The organism is Pseudoalteromonas ostreae, from assembly GCF_018069805.1.
GTDB classification, from domain to species: domain Bacteria; phylum Pseudomonadota; class Gammaproteobacteria; order Enterobacterales; family Alteromonadaceae; genus Pseudoalteromonas; species Pseudoalteromonas ostreae.
Map to the genome: position 1 here is coordinate 134,877 of NZ_JAGPYN010000009.1, position 16,717 is coordinate 151,593.

Consider the following 16,717-nt stretch of genomic DNA (forward strand, 5'->3'; position numbering starts at 1 on the left):
TAACGCTTTATTAAGTATATCCTGTAATATTAGTGATTAATTATCTTGACAGCAGGAAAAGGCACGTTATGGTTCGCGTTGTGCACACTCTCCCAAAAAAACACAAATTGCTTATTCTAGGCTTGGTTTCTGCTATTGCTGCTTTAACACTCATTCCTTCAGAAAAAGCCACCGCCTCTAAAGACAATAGCGCTGATGCGCTAGAAATTGGCAAGCGCTACGAATTACAAATTAAAGTTGATGATAACGAAAAATTAACTGAATTAAATTCGCAAGAAGATGCAGCAAAATTCCCAGAATACAGTCTAGTCGATTTTGAAGTAAAGAACGGTGACAATTTAGCACTTATTTTCAAACGCGCCGGCTTTTCGGCGCAAACCGTTCATAAACTGCTTAATACCAATGCAGAAACACGTAAACTTAGTAAAATTCACCCTGGTGAAACATTAAGCTTTGCTACCGCCGAAGATGGTTCTTTGGCACAGTTACGTTATGTGATTTCAAAAACAGATACCCTATTCGTTACATTAAATGAAGAAGGTAACTACGATACGTCTATTGATAGTAAAGAAATTGAAACATTAACTAAATCAACAGGCGGAGAAATTACCAACAGCTTTTGGACCTCAGGTATTGCTGCTGGTTTAAGTGAACGGCAAATAATGAACTTTGCTGACATATTCGGTTGGGATGTGGATTTTGCCAATGATATCCGTAAGGGCGATCAATTTGGTTTAATCTATGAATCGCATTATGTTGATGGCGAGTTTATTGGCACAGGTAAAATTATTGCCGCTGAGTTTATTAACCAAGGTCAACGTTACGCGGCTATTCGTCACAGCGATGGTACTTTTTACACGCCTGAAGGGCGTAGTATGAAAAAAGCATTTTTACGTGCACCGGTTAACTTTAAATATATAAGCTCAAGCTTTAATCCGCGTCGCTTACACCCTGTAACAGGACAAGTAAGAGCGCACCGTGGCATTGACTACGCAGCTCGTACTGGAACGCCAGTAGTTGCGTCGGGTAATGGTAAAGTAATTAAAGCTGGTTACAGTAAGTATAATGGTAACTATATATTTATTAGTCACGGCACACAGTACGTCACTAAATACCTGCACCTTAACAAGAAACTAGTTAAAACTGGTCAAAAAGTTAAGCAAGGTCAAAAAATTGGTACTGTCGGCTCCACCGGTCGTGTAACAGGCGCACACTTACACTACGAGTTTTTAGTTAATGGCGTTCACCGTAATCCTAAAACGGTTAAGTTACCGAAGTCAGAGCCACTGCCTCGCGACGAGCTTGCTAAGTTTAAACCAATCGCAGATAACTTCTTAGCGCAGCTAGAGCGCAACCGAGAGCTACAGTTAGCGCTTAAGTAAAGTGTGAGCGGTCAGCGGTCAGCGGTCAGCGGTCAGCGGTCAGCGGTCAGCGGTCAGCGGTCAGCGGTCAGCGGTCAGCGGTCAGCGGTCAGAAAATATAAAACCGTTGCTATGCCAATAGCAACGGTTTTTTTGTGGAGCTGTAGCCATAAGATTGTGTGTTCTGACCCCGATAAAATAGTCACGCGTTAATTTACAATAAAACAAAACTAATCAGCAACTAACTGTATTCAATAGCAGCTTGAATTTTGTCCAATGTTACTGCTCTCTACCATTTGGGTGTATTGCTGCATTTAGAAAAGTGAAACGAAGTTAACTAATTATATACAGCTGTTTATTTGATGACTAAGATAAATACATCGTAATATGGAGATTTGTCGGTTTATAAAACGACAAATGTCGTAGATAAAATTATTAGGCAACCCTATGTTTAACATCTTCAAAAAGGTAAAGTTTGAGCCCGAATTCCCAATCATAGAGTTGGATTAAACTCCTGATAAAGTATTCAGAAAGCTATCGACTTTCTCATCAGTAGAAAGGATTGAAGATTCAAGTAAAAAAGACATAGATTTTGAATTTGTTGTTGGAAATGACGTAACTCGTATTCACGTAGGCTTTGCGAATAATAGGGTTTCATACATAAACTATCTCACAGATCAGTTTAATAGCAGTGAGAATGAAAAGGCGGAGAAGCTTAATTGGTTTTTGGAATATTACGGCAGCAAGGAAGAGTATGGTGAGCCAAATAACACTGCCTATATAATAGATATTTTTTCATAACACCAAAAGTAAACTCTCAATTGTATACGGACTTCACATGGGAGCTATTCGTGTCAATAACCTTGCAGATGCCTAACAAGTTTGTCATACGGAACTCTTTTGCTACGTTTAGTTTTGACTGGCTTTGTCATTGTGCCCCACATCAATGATTCTGTATGAAACTAGACAACCAAGAATTACATGACTTATTAGTCAAAAAACATGTTAAGTACTTCATCTGCAAACTTACTTGCAACAGCAATGAAATTTATTGAATAAGTAGGACAACAAGGACGGAGAAGCGATTTATTTCTCATGCTGAATATGTATCCAAATATCTATCGATGATTTTAAACCTGTTGAGGCTAAATAGTACAAGCTAAAAGTTTGACTTCACACAGAATGGTTTATGAATGGCCAGTTATCGCTTTTAAGACATCCGATAATACAGTGCATTGATGCAGACTAAAGGGTATTTTTTCGTTGGGTTTCGCGGTGTTCAACCACAACCTACGCAGGCAATTTTAACGCTGGGCAGCTTAAAACTTACAGCTTACCGCTTCTAGCTGCCCTGAACCTTAAAACTGACGGCTGACGGCTGACGGCTGACGGCTGACGGCTGACGGCTGACGGCTGACGGCTACGCTCTACTTCACCAACACATAAATCAATTGCACAACCAATGAAATCATCACTAATGGCCAGATGTATTTGGCGTATTTAGTCGCACCATCTAGGCCCATTTTAGACTGATACTTTTCAAGTAGTGGCACAAGAATGATTAATGCAACAAACAGTGAAATTAAAATCACGAAGATATTCATACCATTCCTATTTAATAAAAATATCTATCGAGTATACCTAGGGTCTGTTTATCTATCGAGGTTAAATTTGCAGGTTTTTAGGCAAGGCAGAGCCTATGTAGTGTGGTTATTCCCCATAAATAGGCATTAAGCTAAAGAATCGTCAAAAACAATCAACGTAAGTGCCGCTATCTTGGCGCGACTGAGCTGACCAAAAGTGCTCAAGCTATATGGTATGAGAATGCAGATAAAGGCAGGGTTTCGAGACCAAAAAAGTGTTAGATTCGGCTTAGGCTCAGATCTGCACAGCACGAACAAACTCAATTGATTAGACGTACTTTTATTGCTTGCCACACTAGCCTTGGTTCTCAATGATGCTTGATGCAGTGATAGGCTAAACAGAAAAGACAGGGGCTTGTTCATTATCACCATGTGGTGGAAGTAATAATCATAATATTGATATTACAAACAGCTGCGACAGCGGGGGTCTAAAATGTCACGATTACAATTACCGTCGTATTCATCATAATTATTTTTACTTTATTAGGAGCTGTGCTTTTTTTGGTTCTTTTTAACAAACTAAAATAGCTATAACATCGCACCAAACAACATAAAGTAACGGCTAGCTGTAGATAAACGTAGCATATTTTTCATTCGCCTTAATGCGTATAAAAAATTGGTCATGCGCTTATTAATTAGTTACTTTCAATAAACCATGCGTCGTCGCACTAGGGAGCCAAAACATTAATCGAGCCAATAGATCTCCTTTTTCTAAACCACTTGATACTGAGGTAATATCAATACAACGTCCTAAATGGCTTTCTTGTTGGCATATAGTTAAAAACTCAAATTGCCAAAACTCCAGTGTTAATATACTCAATTGATAATTAACACGCGAAAAAGCCAAAAAATTTAACTCAACTTCCGGCATGTTATATTCTTTATTTAACGCCACTTGTTCCATTAAATATAAAAGCGGGTAATTGAGTTTTACTAAACGCAAACATGCAGGTGTTTCGACATTAAGACTATGTTGAAATAATGACAAATGTTCCAAAATAAGTGGATCTTCATCTATTTCACCTTCAAACCCTTTCGCTAACGACACTTCTGCTTTAGCCCTCTCTATACGTGCAATCTCAGCAGGTAAGTTAAAAAATACTTCTTCAGCTGAACTGTACTGCCCCCCCGCAGGCCGAGTTTGCTCTAAAAATAAAGAGAAGCCTTTTCCTAAATCATATAAACTGGGATTGGTAGATGGCAACGTAATAATGTACGCTTTTGCAAAATTAACAAACACAGCTTCCCCCATATAACGCTCAAGGGTTTGATATTCAGATTTAAGACACTCAACTAAGCGTATTACATAACCCGCTGCATAAATATTTAACCGTCGATAAAAAGTTGATTCCAGACTGTCCTTAGCTAATACCGCTAAAGGTAAATTAGCCTGTCTCGCTGCATATATTACCTTTTGCTCTAAACTTCCTTGGCTCCCTAGTAAAGCCATCATCCATTCTTGAGTTTGTTTTAATGTTATTTCATTCATGCTGTAGGCCTAACTTTTTCTAACGGGTGATCGGTGTAGAAAGTACCATGGCATCTTCTGCGGCTGTAAAGATGCTTTCCGCACTTGGGATAGCGCCAGCTAATACCGCAGACGCTTTATTTAATTCAATGACTAATTCAGGGAAATCAGGGATATTGGCATCCCATTCAAGTAAAGTCGATACATTCCCCCCAGACAATGACTGAGCCAACCGATATAAATGCCACACTTTTTCAGGCACAGGCTGATCATGTGTATCAATTAAACAGTCCCCCATCAATGTGGGTCCCGCCAAATGCATTTGTACAATATGATCATGAGGTAAATTTTTAATAAACGTTTCAGGGGCGTACCCATGATTAAAAGATGAAACATAAACATTATTCACATCTAACAGTAAACCACAGTCAGTTTGTTTGACTAATTCAGATAAAAAACCCCATTCGGAGAAAGTGTTTTGCTGAAATTCTAAATAAGTAGATGGATTTTCAAGTATCAGCGGACGTTGTAAAAAATCCTGCACATAGTGCACTCTAGATACCACATGCTGCAAACTTTCCTCGGTTAATGGCATCGGCAGAAGGTCATGACTATTAACGCCCATTACACCGGTCCAGCAAAGGTGGTCCGAAATCCATTCTGGTTCGATTTCATGAGCAAGTGCTTTTAACTTATCAAGATACACATGGTTTAATGGATCACTACTACCAATGTTCATAGATACACCGTGCATAACAATCGGTTTTTTTGCACGTATTTTATTCAGTACATGACGGGCAAAACCATGATTATCGATAAAATTTTCGCTAATAACCTCAAACCAATCAAGTTCCCAATCATTTTGGCTCATTAGATATGGAAAATGCTCTGTTCTTAGCCCAACACCGAACCCTAACGATTTAAAACCAAAAGTATTTTTTGACACAATAACACTCCTTGTTGCGTGTAAAAGACTCCATTAATAGGAGCCTTTGATACACCTTTCACTATTAGATGATTAAGTGGAGGGTGGTAATACTAAGCGAATATCATTTGGCGCGGGCGATGCTGGGATTTCAATCTTTTTATGATGCCGATCACCTGCCACTTTCACCAACCCTTTAGCCGCACAATAAGAACGCCATGCGACATCGTATACTGCTTCACCTGGTCGATAAGGCATTGAATCCTTTTCAACTACAGTAGGCGGCAACATATCCCGTGCAACCAACTCTGGCCACGGTATTTTACCAGCATGAAAATCAGGCGCAGGGCCGAATTTATAAAGTTGCATGCTATATTCATGATCGCTTTGTGCAGGATAAAGCTGTGATGCTGAAATTGGTACTGCACAACCACCAAACCCACCACATAAATTATCCGCAGGGGCGCTTTTCAGTCCTGCCGCCGCAGAACTGCTACAGTTCCCTCCTCCACTTGCACTTTGTACAAATCCACAGCCTCCTTGGGTTTTACACTCATTTGACCCTTTACAACTGTGATACGTAACGACTGCCGCACAATCATGACCCTCATCACCGTAAATCGCCATTCCTTGGCATGCATGATACAACTGATCCTTTTGCTGCTTATCAATTCCAGTTACAAGATCAGGACAGCGCCCTGTAACCGACCAACATATAGAAATACGATCCCCTGATCCTCCCATCGCTGGGGATGGAAACTGTGACTGTGGATTTTGCCAATATTGATCAAGTGATGTTGTAATACCCTTAATAGTTCCTACAGCTGATAAACTGAAGGTTTCAAATGTTTGCTCTATTTTTGACTCAGACCCTAGCCTATTCAATGCTGCAGCAATATCAGCTGTTGCTGGTAAATTAGGCGCACCATCTTTACCTAACATTGACGACTCCCAAGGAGCTGTAGGGTTATTTTTATGCCAAACATCCCACGTCATGTAATCTTTTTTAGTGATTAACTCTTTTACCTCAGCAAACAGTTCAAAATGATCTTTACCACCATTTTCAAATCGGGCTTGAGCCGAGCCAGATGCAGCTAGCGTAGGATTCCCTTGATCATCATAACCAGGATAATCTTTAATCAACCCCTCTTCACTAGGCTGAAATTTGGATTGCACGCTACCAAGCCCAGAAGATAACGTCGCGTTTTGTCCTTTAAATGATGCCACCCATGGTTCGGCTTGCCAACGCTCGGTAATCGCCTTCACTACATCGGCCCCCTCTCCTTGATCGGTAATAGCATTAATATTGTTTATTAATTGAAGCTTCACTTTGACTAAGTCAGTGATCTTTGCATCAACTTTTGCTTCTATACCTGGATACTGCTCTGCTGCACGTGGTGGAACGTTATTAAATTGATCTCTTTGACAAGATTCAGCAGAAGTCATCAAATGTGACAGCAAATGGCTACCATCATTATACTCAATCTCTAAATAATCCCAGTAGCATAAGTACATATGCCCAATAGAGCCGAATAATGGTAAGTCCATTTCTCCCATACCTGCAGTAAACCAATTAAACGGTGCGGCTTCAAAATATTTCGTACCCACTTGACCATCACCCCGCTCAACTGCTGGGTTGGTTAGCATTTTAGTGCCACGCTCTGCAGTTTCCTCAATAGCCAAAAACAGTTCAAGCTGCTCCTGATCCATTGCCCTCAATTCAACTGTTAATTTACTGAGATCTGGATCGCCGCCTTTCCAATCAGTAAAATCAAGGATGTGAGGAATTTGTGTAGACCCTTGTTTATAACAATGCCAGCCAAAATTATCACTTTGTAATGCGCGACTAGTAAAACGAGGTGTAACGCCAATAGTACTAGCCATATTGGAAGCTAACTGCAGATGCAACATTTCTCCAATAAAAATACTGTATACTTTATTAAACACATTTTCATTGGTCGTCAACGAATAGCCTGAGGGCTTCGCCACAGGCCCCGCTCCCGGCCACCAACGTCCCGCATAAAGTGTGCTGTCTTTGCTATTAATTTGGTGCATCCCTTTAATGGAATAAAGTGATGTCATATAAAGAGGAATAGTAAACAATTCTACATTTATCGCAGCCTGAGCAATTGCTTTTGCACACGCTAAATCGGATTTAAGATATTTAATGTCACGTTTTTTAAGTTTAGGTACGTATTCTTGCTGCATTGTTCTGCTCTCCTGATCGGCTAAAATCCCTACTACTTTCCTAAAATAAAATCATAATGATTCTAGAATATGACCCTAAGGCCCATTATTCATTGCCCCTGATTACTTTGACGCCACTACGATAGAAATACATCAAAACTCAATAAACATAGTCTATTTCAATAAAAAACTCGCATTCCCGAACGAATTAAATATAAATAGTCACGTGAAGCCTAACTAACAGCAGGGCGGGGAGCATACTTTGATTAATTTATAATCCAAAGAATATTAGTGTCCAATAATCATCATTCCGGCTTGCCTTTTTGATTTTACTACCTTGACTTGGGACCCTGCATTCGCATTGCCTAAAATGTTCATTACAAAGCGTCTAATAAAAACTCAGCAACAACACTGCGTAGTATACGTGCTATCGTATGCCGACGAGGGATACCATGTTTGAAAGATCGGTATTGTCTGAGCCATGAGAGTTTTTCATCGCCATAAATTTCAATATCTTGCCATCCCTCACGCTCTGAGGATATAGCTGTAATTATCAAAGCATAACGTCAATTAAATTGTGTTTTTGGTTGATATCAGAATGCGTTTATTCGATAACGGTAAGATGCTCAAAATAGAACGCTATAAGTAAATTATCCCTATTAGATCATATTGTTATTTAAAGTGCGATCCCGTCCTACCCCCTAACTCAATTCATAAAGCCAGATTTAATATTTAGTTGCTGCCGTTAAATCCCTTTTGCACTGTCAGCAATGCACCTTGACATCTATCGGCCGAAATTTAGATTCAAAACAATCAACGTAAGAGCCGCTATCTTGGCGCAACTGAAAAGTGCACAATATCAAACTCATGCAGTGTTGGTTGGGCTGCGATACCTCCTAGAGCGATTAACTCTTTGTTACCTGCATAGCTTTAGGTAAGGGGCGTGAGCAGGACGCGGAAGCTTTACTCAATTTTTAAATCTCGCGCCGCGATTAAATCGCCCCTAGTTTGAACATATTTTAATCCTGAAAGGTCCACAGACCCTAAGGGAAAAAAAAGCGCAGTAAATACTGCGCCAGTCGGTTGGAAGTAAAAGTTACCTCACCATACTCAGCTCGCTGGGGTATGCTTTAATGATTTGTTTAACCTACCAGAGCTAATAAGATACCTGCAGCCACAGCACTACCCAGTACTCCCGCAACATTTGGTCCCATTGCATGCATTAATAAGAAATTATGCGGATTATTCTCCAGACCCACTTTATTAACTACGCGTGCAGCCATTGGTACAGCTGATACACCAGCAGCGCCGATGAGTGGATTGATTGGTGATTTAGAGAACTTGTTCATACCTTTTGCCATAAATACACCTGAAGCTGTACCAATTGCAAAAGCCAAGGCGCCGAGTACCAAAATACCAATTGTTTCTACGGTTAAAAACTTATCTGCAGCAAGCTTAGAGCCTACAGCTAAACCAAGGAAAATAGTGGTGATATTTATGATCTCGTTTTGTGCACTATTACTTAAACGGTCAACCACACCAGACTCTCGCATCAAGTTTCCTAAACAGAACATGCCTACCAGTGGCGTTGCTGCCGGTAAAAACAAAATCGTTAAACTCAATACCATTAACGGGAAAATAATTTTTTCCTTTTTGGATACGGTACGTAACTGTGGCATTTGAATTTTACGTTCTTCTGGTGTGGTTAAAGCCCGCATAATTGGTGGCTGAATAATTGGCACCAACGCCATATATGAATATGCAGCTACAGCGATAGCACCCAATAAATCAGGAGCAAGTTTTGAGGCTAAGAAGATTGCCGTCGGGCCATCTGCCCCACCTATAATCGCAATTGCTGACGCATCTTGTAAGGAAAACTCAAAACCTGGTACATAGTTTAGTAAAATTGCGCCAAATAAGGTTGCAAAAATACCAAACTGAGCTGCAGCACCTAGCAATAGCATACGAGGATTAGCTATCAAGGCACTAAAATCAGTAAGTGCACCAACCCCCATAAATATTAATAATGGGAATACACCGGTATCAATCCCAATATGATAAACGTAATACAGCAAACCACCGGGATCTGATAAGCCCGCTACAGGGATATTTGTTAATATTGCCCCAAAGCCAATTGGTAATAATAATAACGGCTCAAAGTTACGCGCAATTGCCAGATACAACAATAAGCACCCTACTGCGATCATAATAAGCGCAGGAAATGTAAAATTAGCAATACCTGTTGCTTGCCAGAGGTTTAATAATGCTTCCATCCTCTGCGCTCCTAAGCTAGTGCAATCATAGCATCACCCGTTGCCACTGAATCTCCTTCAGCAACAAGAATTTCAGCAATAGTACCGGTGTGAGTTGCACGAATTTCAGTTTCCATTTTCATCGCTTCCATGATGATCACTACATCGCCTTCATTTACCGTTTGACCCGCTTTTACCTTGACTTTAAAGATGTTACCAGCAAGTGGAGCGTTAAGTGTTTCGCCGGAAGCAACTGACGCTGATTGTGGAATATGCTCACTATCTTTAACTGTTACTTCTTTAAGCTCACCGCCTTGTGCAACCACTACATCATAAACTTTACCATCTACTTTTACGCTGTACTGCTCTGCTTTTACTGTGTTGCTGTTACTTTTTTTATTGCTAACTGGTTGTTCTTTATTAGCAGATTCAGCACTTGGCACAGCTTCGAAAGCATCTGGATTATTACGATTTTTAATGAATTTCAACCCAATTTGTGGGAATAATGCATACGTTAACACGTCATCAACCTGCTCATCCGCTAAGCTTAAGCCTTGCTCTTGTGCTTCTTTTAATAACTCAGCTTGGAGTATTTCTAGTTCTGGTTGCAATAAATCAGCTGGGCGGCAAGTAATGACTTCTGCGCCATTAAGTACGCGCTCTTGTAATTCTTTATTCATCGGCGCAGGAGTTACGCCATACTCACCTTTTAGCACTCCGGCAGTTTCTTTGGTGATAGTTTTATAACGCTCGCCCGTCAATACATTTAATACTGCTTGTGTACCCACAATTTGTGATGTTGGTGTAACTAACGGTAAATAACCTAAGTCTTCACGTACACGTGGGATCTCAAGTAATACTTCATTCAATTTATCCGCAGCACCTTGCTCTTTAAGCTGGTTTTCCATATTAGTTAACATGCCACCAGGCACTTGCGCTAATAAAATACGGCCATCAACACCTTTTAAGCTGCCTTCAAACGCGGCATATTTTTTACGAACATCACGGAAATAAGCAGCAATCTCTTCGAGTTGATTTAAATCCAGCTCAGTATCACGTTCAGTACCTTCAACAATCGATACAATCGTTTCAGTTGCGCTGTGTCCGTAAGTCATACTCATTGATGAAATTGCGGTATCAAGCATATCAATACCAGCATCAATCGCTTTTTGGTAAGTAGCAGTACTTAAACCTGTTGTGGCATGACACTGCATTGCAATTGGGATAGAGACTGTTTCTTTTAACGCTTTGATTAACTCTTCTGCATCGTATGGTTTAAGCAAACCGGCCATATCTTTAATACAAATTGAATGACAGCCTAACTCTTCAAGCTGCTTGGCAAGCGTTAACCACATATCAAGTGTATGAACTGGGCTTACTGTGTACGAAATTGTACCTTGTGCATGTGCGCCAACTTTAATCGCAGCTTTAATAGCCGTTTCAAGATTACGAACATCGTTCATCGCATCAAAAATACGAAACACATCAACACCATTGTTGTGCGCTCGCTCTACAAATTTTTCAACAACATCATCGGCATAATGACGATAGCCTAAAAGGTTTTGACCACGTAATAACATTTGCTGTTTAGTATTTGGCATAGCTTTTTTAAGAGCACGAATACGCTCCCAAGGATCTTCACCCAAATAACGAATGCATGAATCAAAAGTAGCCCCACCCCATGATTCGATCGACCAGTAACCTGCATCATCTAATTTTTGTGCAATTGGTAGCATGTCATCCAAACGCATACGCGTTGCTAATAATGATTGATGCGCGTCTCTAAGTACTAATTCTGTTAATTTTAATTTAGCCACAAGTCACCCCTTATAGTTTTTGTTTATTTTTGTATTGAGCTATGGCTGCACTTATCGCAGCGATGTGTTCACTTGGTACACCTGATGCTTTGATTGACGGTGTGCGCGTTGGCGTTGCAACTGGCTGTTCAAAACGACTCGCTAATTTAGACATAATGGTAATTGCTGAAATCAACAACGAAAGAAAAACGAAAACACCCACCATCCCGGTGATCATTAAGTTTGCTGCTGTAGCAAGTAACTGACCTATATCCATGCTGCTCCCCCTAATTATTTCCACCTAACCCCGCCAGGTAAAAAATCACTTTATTTAAATAATTATGCAACAATCATAACAAAGAAAAAGACCAAGTCCAACACTTTGTAAATTGGTAAAACCAATTAATGTAAAGCTAACATATGCTCAGCAAAGCTAACACTCTACATTTTGCTATAATTTCATAGGATATAGATGATAAAAATACTGAATATAGCTATAGCTTATATGTAAAGCTTACCCGCAGCTAGAAAACCTACCGACTGAACGACTGAACAACCGCTTCATTAAATACAAAATGGCTCAAAAATGAAATTGGTCTTACCAAAAAAAACAACTAAAATATTGATTTTTAGAGCGTCGAGTATAAGTTACAGATAAAGCTGTAAATAATTCCCACCTAATTCATGAAGAAAATAAAATAAACTCATATAGCATTGATAATAAAGGATTTAAATACATGGCATGTAACTGGCATTATTTACTCTGAACAGATTAACAAACCAAGGAGACGACAATGTTACGCTGGACAATTACATTTTTAGTTATTGCACTTATTGCTGCAGTGTTAGGTTTTGGTGGTATCGCAGGTGCCGCAGCAGGAATTGCTAAGATTATCTTTTTTATCTTTATTGTATTGTTAGTTATTTCACTCGTTTCAGGTGCATTGCGTGGCAATGTCCCTAAGTGATAACAATTTATTTTAAATAACAACACATTTATTATTTTTACAAGGAATTACATTATGAAATCGACAACTGTTAAAACCGCTGTGATCGCTTTATTTGCTAGTTTTTTTATCATGGGTTGTGAAGACAATCATGCAGAAGAGGCCGGTGAGCGCATCGATGAAGCTGTGACCGACGTACAAAACAAAGTAGAAGACGCCTGTGAAGAAGTAAAAGAAGGCGTTAACGCTAAAGAAACTAACTGTTAATCCAGTTAGATATAAGTAAAAGATCCACCTTCTAAAGAAGGTGGCTTTGAATTAGCCCCCTAAAAGGGGTCGTTGTTTACTCCAGAGTTAACTGAGCTTGCTCTTGTCTCTCCTCCTTCTGCTGATACCTGGCATATCTTCGTATTATTTCTTCGTTTATGCCTACCGTATCAACAAAGTATCCTCGCTGCCAAAAATGATTACCCCATAGCTTGTTCTTTCTTAAGTACGGATATTTACTAAACATTTTTAACGCTATTTTACCTTTCAATACGCCCATTAACTTTGAAATTGACAGCTTTGGCGGCACTTTTACTACTAAGTGTACGTGATCTATTTGTACATTCAGCTCAACAACTTTGCACCCAAGCTGTTCGCAATAAACCTGAATGCACCTGTAGACATCCCTACCTATTTTATTTTTAAGGATCCTAAATCTATATTTAGGTGTCCAAACTATATGATATTGACATCGCCAATACACATGCGATGCTTGCTCGTATCTACTCATGTTTTTTCCTTTTGTGACTTCGCTAAAAATCAACTAAGGAATTAACATGAGTACTTTTTACAGGCAAAGCCTATTTGATGATAACCACCTACTGAAGTAGGTGGTTTAGGGGCTGAAAAAAAAACGACTCTTTGAGTCGTTTTTATTTAACCCCATGTTAAATAAAGAATTACATTAAAACCACCAGAAAAAACAAGCAAACAAAAAAGACACACACATTAAAATTAAGTAAAAAGTTTGTAATAATCAATTTGATTGCTATATATTGTAGTGGCTAAATTAATGTCCCCTAAAAGGAACGTTGCAGTATTAGTATAATCATTATAAATACTTGGGAGATTACAATGTTAAAGAATAAAATATCACTTGCCGTAAAACACGCGTTTAGCGCAGGTGTTGTTTCAACTGCACTTATTTATGCGCCGATTTCAGTGGCGGAAGAAACCAAAGTAGACAAAGACGTAGAAGTCATTTCAATTACAGGTAGTCGCATCAGGCAGCCTGGTGCAATGTCAGCCAGCCCTATTATTTCAATTGGTGAAAAAGAACTTGGTTTCCAACAAGAGCCTGAAGTTGAACAAATCTTAAGAAGCTTACCCGCAACTGTACCTGGAGATGGCAGTAACGCGAATAATGGCTCTGCGGGCGCTTCAACCATCAATTTAAGAGGCTTAGGGGCCGAACGTTCACTAGTCTTAATGAATGGTCGTCGTATGATTCCGTTCAATTACAATGGCGAAGTTGACACCTCAACAATTCCAAGTGCACTCATTGAGCGAATAGATATTGTTACAGGTGGCGCATCAGCCGTATATGGCTCTGATGCAATAGCAGGCGCTGTCAACATTGTACTTAAAGATGATTTTCAAGGGGTAGTTTTTGATGCCAAACATTCAGAAACCGGCGATGGCGATGGTGATAAAGACAGTTTCAGCCTAACCCTTGGTTCTAACCTTGAAGATGACAAAGGTAATGTCGTGCTATCTCTTGGTTGGATGAAACGTGATCAAATTCTTTTGGGGGATAGACCATTAGGTCTACTTGGCATTGAAACTAAAAGTGGTGCTAACTATGAAGAGTTTTTAAATGGGAAACCACCAGTTCCAGCACCTGATGCTTGTAGTGGTCCAAACTCAGTTGAAAGTGGTGGTTCGAGTACCGCATTCCCAACTCGGTTTGCAATTGTTGGTGCTGGTGATACTGGAAGAGGTCAGTTTAGAAACGATGGCACCTTGGCAGCTACAGACTGTAGTGTGTTCAATTTCAACCCATATAATTTCTACCAAACACCGTCAGAAAAATATTCAGCTACAGCTCTTGGTAGCTACAACATAACCGATGACCATCAAGTTTATTCATCAGTCAACTTTACGAGTACCAGCGTTGATGCTCAGGTAGCCCCTTCAGGCACTTTTGGTACGGTATTTAATTTACCATTAGCAAACCCGCTCATCGGTGATCAAGCACGTCAATTTATGCTAGACGGTGCTGCACAAGCATTAACTGCAGGCGCATTAGATAATACTAATTGGCAAGATGTTAATGGTAATGGTGTTGTTGATGAAGCCGATTACCTATCAGTACAATTAAGAAGACGTACTCTAGAGCTCGGTGCACGAACAGAACGTTTTGACAGTACCCAATTTCAGCTAGTTACTGGCATGACTGGCTACTTTTTAGATGATTGGCAATATGATGTAAGTTACCAATATGGTGAATCAAACCGTACAACAGTTCGTGGCGGTTATACAAATGTAGCGAATATTCAAAATGCTCTCGATACGACAGATGGTGTGACCTGTAAAAATGGAGACTCAACTTGTGTGCCTATCAATTTATTTGGTGGTTTGGGTTCAATCACCGAAGAAATGGCAGGTTATGCACAAGCTATTGCTCTGCAACAACAAAAATACAGTCAAGAGATTTTCACAGCAACAGTCAATGGTTCGCTTGATTTTATTGAAATACCAGGCGCTGGCGCACCACTGGCAATGAGTTTTGGTTATGAAAAACGCAAAGAAAAAGGTTTATTTGAACCTGATGAATGCTTAAAACTAGCCCCAGCTAGTTGTCAAGGTGGTGCAGGAGGTAATCTGCAACCTATATCTGGCGGCTTCTCTGTTGATGAACTATTTATGGAAGGTTACTTACCTGTATTAGATGGTCTACCTGGTGCTGAAACGCTTGATGTAGAGTTTGGTTTCCGTTGGGCTGATTATGACAGCGTAGGTAACAATGAAACCTGGAAGTTAGGCTTCAACTGGCGTCCAGTCAGCGATATTTTAGTTCGCGTCATGCAACAACAAGCAACTAGAGCCCCGAATGTCGGTGAAATCGCATCTCCAGTAGTCACAGGGTTAGATAACGCCCAAAGCGATCCATGCTCTACCGCTAATGCAGATAATATTGATGAAGCATTAAAGCAACTTTGTATTTCTACAGGTATGACTGAAGCGCAAGTTGGTAATGTTCAGAATGTGATCTCTGGCCAAGCCCAAGTAATTAGTGGTACAGATCCCCTCAATACACCGGGTGCAGAAGAAGCAACTACATTTACTGCAGGCATTGTATGGACTCCTGAGTTTGATGTGCTTGAAAACTTTACTATCACACTAGATTATTATGACATTAGTATTGATGACGTAATTGGTGAGTATTCTGCTCAAGAAATTCTCGATTCATGCTATGAAAAGGCTGATAGTGTTGCCTGCAACAAGATTAATCGCATAGGTGGTGACTTGACGATAGCTGGAGCAGGAATTGAGCAATTAACGACTAACTTAAAAAACCAACGCGCAGAGGGTATCGAGCTTGGCTTTAATTTCGCTGTAATGATGGATGAAATGGGAGAGCTGCAATTTTCAGGTAACGTAAACAAATACCTAACCCAAGAGTCTCAAAGTGATGGTTTAACACCAGTGATTGATTGTAAAGGCAAATTCAGTACTAGTTGTGACCCTGTTTCAGAGCTACGTTGGGTGCAACGTACCAGTTGGGTATGGGAAGATTTAACAATGTCATTACAATGGCGTCATATAGATGGCGTTGATATGGAACTTTCACAAGCTGCCAATTCCTTCGAGAAATTTAGAAGTATTGAAAGCTATGATTACTTCGATTTATTTGCTAGCTATCACGCAACTGAAAATATTGTAGTAAATTTTGGTATTGATAACATTCTTGAAAAAGAGCCACCTGTAGTTGGTGGGGAAGCTGGTAGCACTCGAGCTAACTCGGGAAATACTTTCCCTAGTAATTATGATGTACTTGGTCGCAAATTTAAAATGGGAATCAAAGTTCAGTTCTAATTACTTATTGTTATAGAAGCAAAAGCACCACATTTCGCGGTGCTTTTTACGT

Annotated in this window: 12 protein-coding genes and 1 pseudogene; 4 read left to right on the forward strand and 9 right to left on the reverse strand. The window is 39.9% G+C overall.

Annotated elements, in window-relative coordinates:
* The first annotated feature begins 68 nt into the window (after positions 1-68).
* Positions 69-1,382: a peptidoglycan DD-metalloendopeptidase family protein gene (locus J7338_RS09240; RefSeq protein ID WP_210796794.1), complete on the forward strand. Its 1,314-nt coding sequence runs from the start codon at positions 69-71 to the stop codon at positions 1,380-1,382.
* A gap of 1,406 nt (positions 1,383-2,788) precedes the next feature.
* Here J7338_RS09240 and J7338_RS09245 read toward each other — a convergent pair.
* From J7338_RS09245 to J7338_RS09280, 8 genes and pseudogenes are all read right to left on the reverse strand, one after another.
* Positions 2,789-2,965, reverse strand: coding sequence for a hypothetical protein (locus J7338_RS09245; protein ID WP_179959149.1), 177 nt, complete (start codon positions 2,963-2,965; stop codon positions 2,789-2,791).
* A gap of 670 nt (positions 2,966-3,635) precedes the next feature.
* On the reverse strand, positions 3,636-4,493 hold the full coding sequence (locus J7338_RS09250) for an HvfC/BufC N-terminal domain-containing protein (RefSeq protein WP_210796795.1): 858 nt from the start codon (positions 4,491-4,493) through the stop codon (positions 3,636-3,638).
* Between the two features lie 19 nt (positions 4,494-4,512).
* The gene (gene bufB / locus J7338_RS09255) at positions 4,513-5,418 is read right to left on the reverse strand and encodes an MNIO family bufferin maturase (RefSeq protein WP_275074488.1); all 906 of its coding nucleotides are present in this window, start codon (positions 5,416-5,418) and stop codon (positions 4,513-4,515) included.
* A 72-nt stretch (positions 5,419-5,490) separates the two neighbouring features.
* Positions 5,491-7,605: a ferritin-like domain-containing protein gene (locus J7338_RS09260; RefSeq protein WP_210796796.1), complete on the reverse strand. Its 2,115-nt coding sequence runs from the start codon at positions 7,603-7,605 to the stop codon at positions 5,491-5,493.
* A gap of 359 nt (positions 7,606-7,964) precedes the next feature.
* A pseudogene (locus J7338_RS09265) lies at positions 7,965-8,176 on the reverse strand (transposase family protein); the annotation flags it as partial.
* Positions 8,177-8,726: 550 nt separating this feature from the next.
* On the reverse strand, positions 8,727-9,857 hold the full coding sequence (locus J7338_RS09270; protein ID WP_145237582.1) for a sodium ion-translocating decarboxylase subunit beta: 1,131 nt from the start codon (positions 9,855-9,857) through the stop codon (positions 8,727-8,729).
* Positions 9,858-9,868: 11 nt separating this feature from the next.
* The gene (gene oadA, locus J7338_RS09275) at positions 9,869-11,653 is read right to left on the reverse strand and encodes a sodium-extruding oxaloacetate decarboxylase subunit alpha (protein WP_210796798.1); all 1,785 of its coding nucleotides are present in this window, start codon (positions 11,651-11,653) and stop codon (positions 9,869-9,871) included.
* 10 nt (positions 11,654-11,663) lie between these two features.
* On the reverse strand, positions 11,664-11,909 hold the full coding sequence (locus tag J7338_RS09280; RefSeq protein ID WP_210796799.1) for an OadG family protein: 246 nt from the start codon (positions 11,907-11,909) through the stop codon (positions 11,664-11,666).
* A gap of 517 nt (positions 11,910-12,426) precedes the next feature.
* Here J7338_RS09280 and J7338_RS09285 point away from each other — a divergent pair.
* A complete protein-coding gene (locus J7338_RS09285) occupies positions 12,427-12,600 on the forward strand; it encodes a DUF1328 family protein (protein WP_145237585.1) in 174 nt (57 codons plus the stop codon).
* 54 nt (positions 12,601-12,654) lie between these two features.
* Positions 12,655-12,846 carry a hypothetical protein gene (locus J7338_RS09290; RefSeq protein ID WP_210796800.1) on the forward strand — a complete coding sequence of 64 codons (192 nt, stop codon included), beginning with the start codon at positions 12,655-12,657 and terminating at the stop codon, positions 12,844-12,846.
* Between the two features lie 76 nt (positions 12,847-12,922).
* On the opposite strand, the gene tnpA is transcribed toward J7338_RS09290, so the two are convergent.
* Entirely contained in the window at positions 12,923-13,357 is a 435-nt protein-coding gene (gene tnpA, locus J7338_RS09295) for an IS200/IS605 family transposase (protein ID WP_210796801.1), read from the reverse strand.
* Positions 13,358-13,701: 344 nt separating this feature from the next.
* Between tnpA and J7338_RS09300 the strand changes: the two genes are divergently transcribed.
* Complete coding sequence (locus J7338_RS09300) at positions 13,702-16,665, forward strand: TonB-dependent receptor domain-containing protein (RefSeq protein WP_210796802.1); 2,964 nt, start codon at positions 13,702-13,704, stop codon at positions 16,663-16,665.
* Positions 16,666-16,717 lie beyond the last annotated feature (52 nt).

Excerpts from the sequence above, each read along its gene's own strand:
- J7338_RS09240 (WP_210796794.1), top strand. The coding sequence starts at position 69 with ATGGTTCGCGTTGTGCACACTCTCCCAAAAAAACACAAATTGCTTATT.
- J7338_RS09245 (WP_179959149.1), bottom strand. The coding sequence starts at position 2,965 with ATGAATATCTTCGTGATTTTAATTTCACTGTTTGTTGCATTAATCATT.
- J7338_RS09250 (WP_210796795.1), bottom strand. The coding sequence starts at position 4,493 with ATGAATGAAATAACATTAAAACAAACTCAAGAATGGATGATGGCTTTA.
- J7338_RS09260 (WP_210796796.1), bottom strand. The coding sequence starts at position 7,605 with ATGCAGCAAGAATACGTACCTAAACTTAAAAAACGTGACATTAAATAT.
- J7338_RS09270 (WP_145237582.1), bottom strand. The coding sequence starts at position 9,857 with ATGGAAGCATTATTAAACCTCTGGCAAGCAACAGGTATTGCTAATTTT.
- J7338_RS09280 (WP_210796799.1), bottom strand. The coding sequence starts at position 11,909 with ATGGATATAGGTCAGTTACTTGCTACAGCAGCAAACTTAATGATCACC.
- J7338_RS09285 (WP_145237585.1), top strand. The coding sequence starts at position 12,427 with ATGTTACGCTGGACAATTACATTTTTAGTTATTGCACTTATTGCTGCA.
- J7338_RS09290 (WP_210796800.1), top strand. The coding sequence starts at position 12,655 with ATGAAATCGACAACTGTTAAAACCGCTGTGATCGCTTTATTTGCTAGT.
- tnpA (WP_210796801.1), bottom strand. The coding sequence starts at position 13,357 with ATGAGTAGATACGAGCAAGCATCGCATGTGTATTGGCGATGTCAATAT.
- J7338_RS09300 (WP_210796802.1), top strand. The coding sequence starts at position 13,702 with ATGTTAAAGAATAAAATATCACTTGCCGTAAAACACGCGTTTAGCGCA.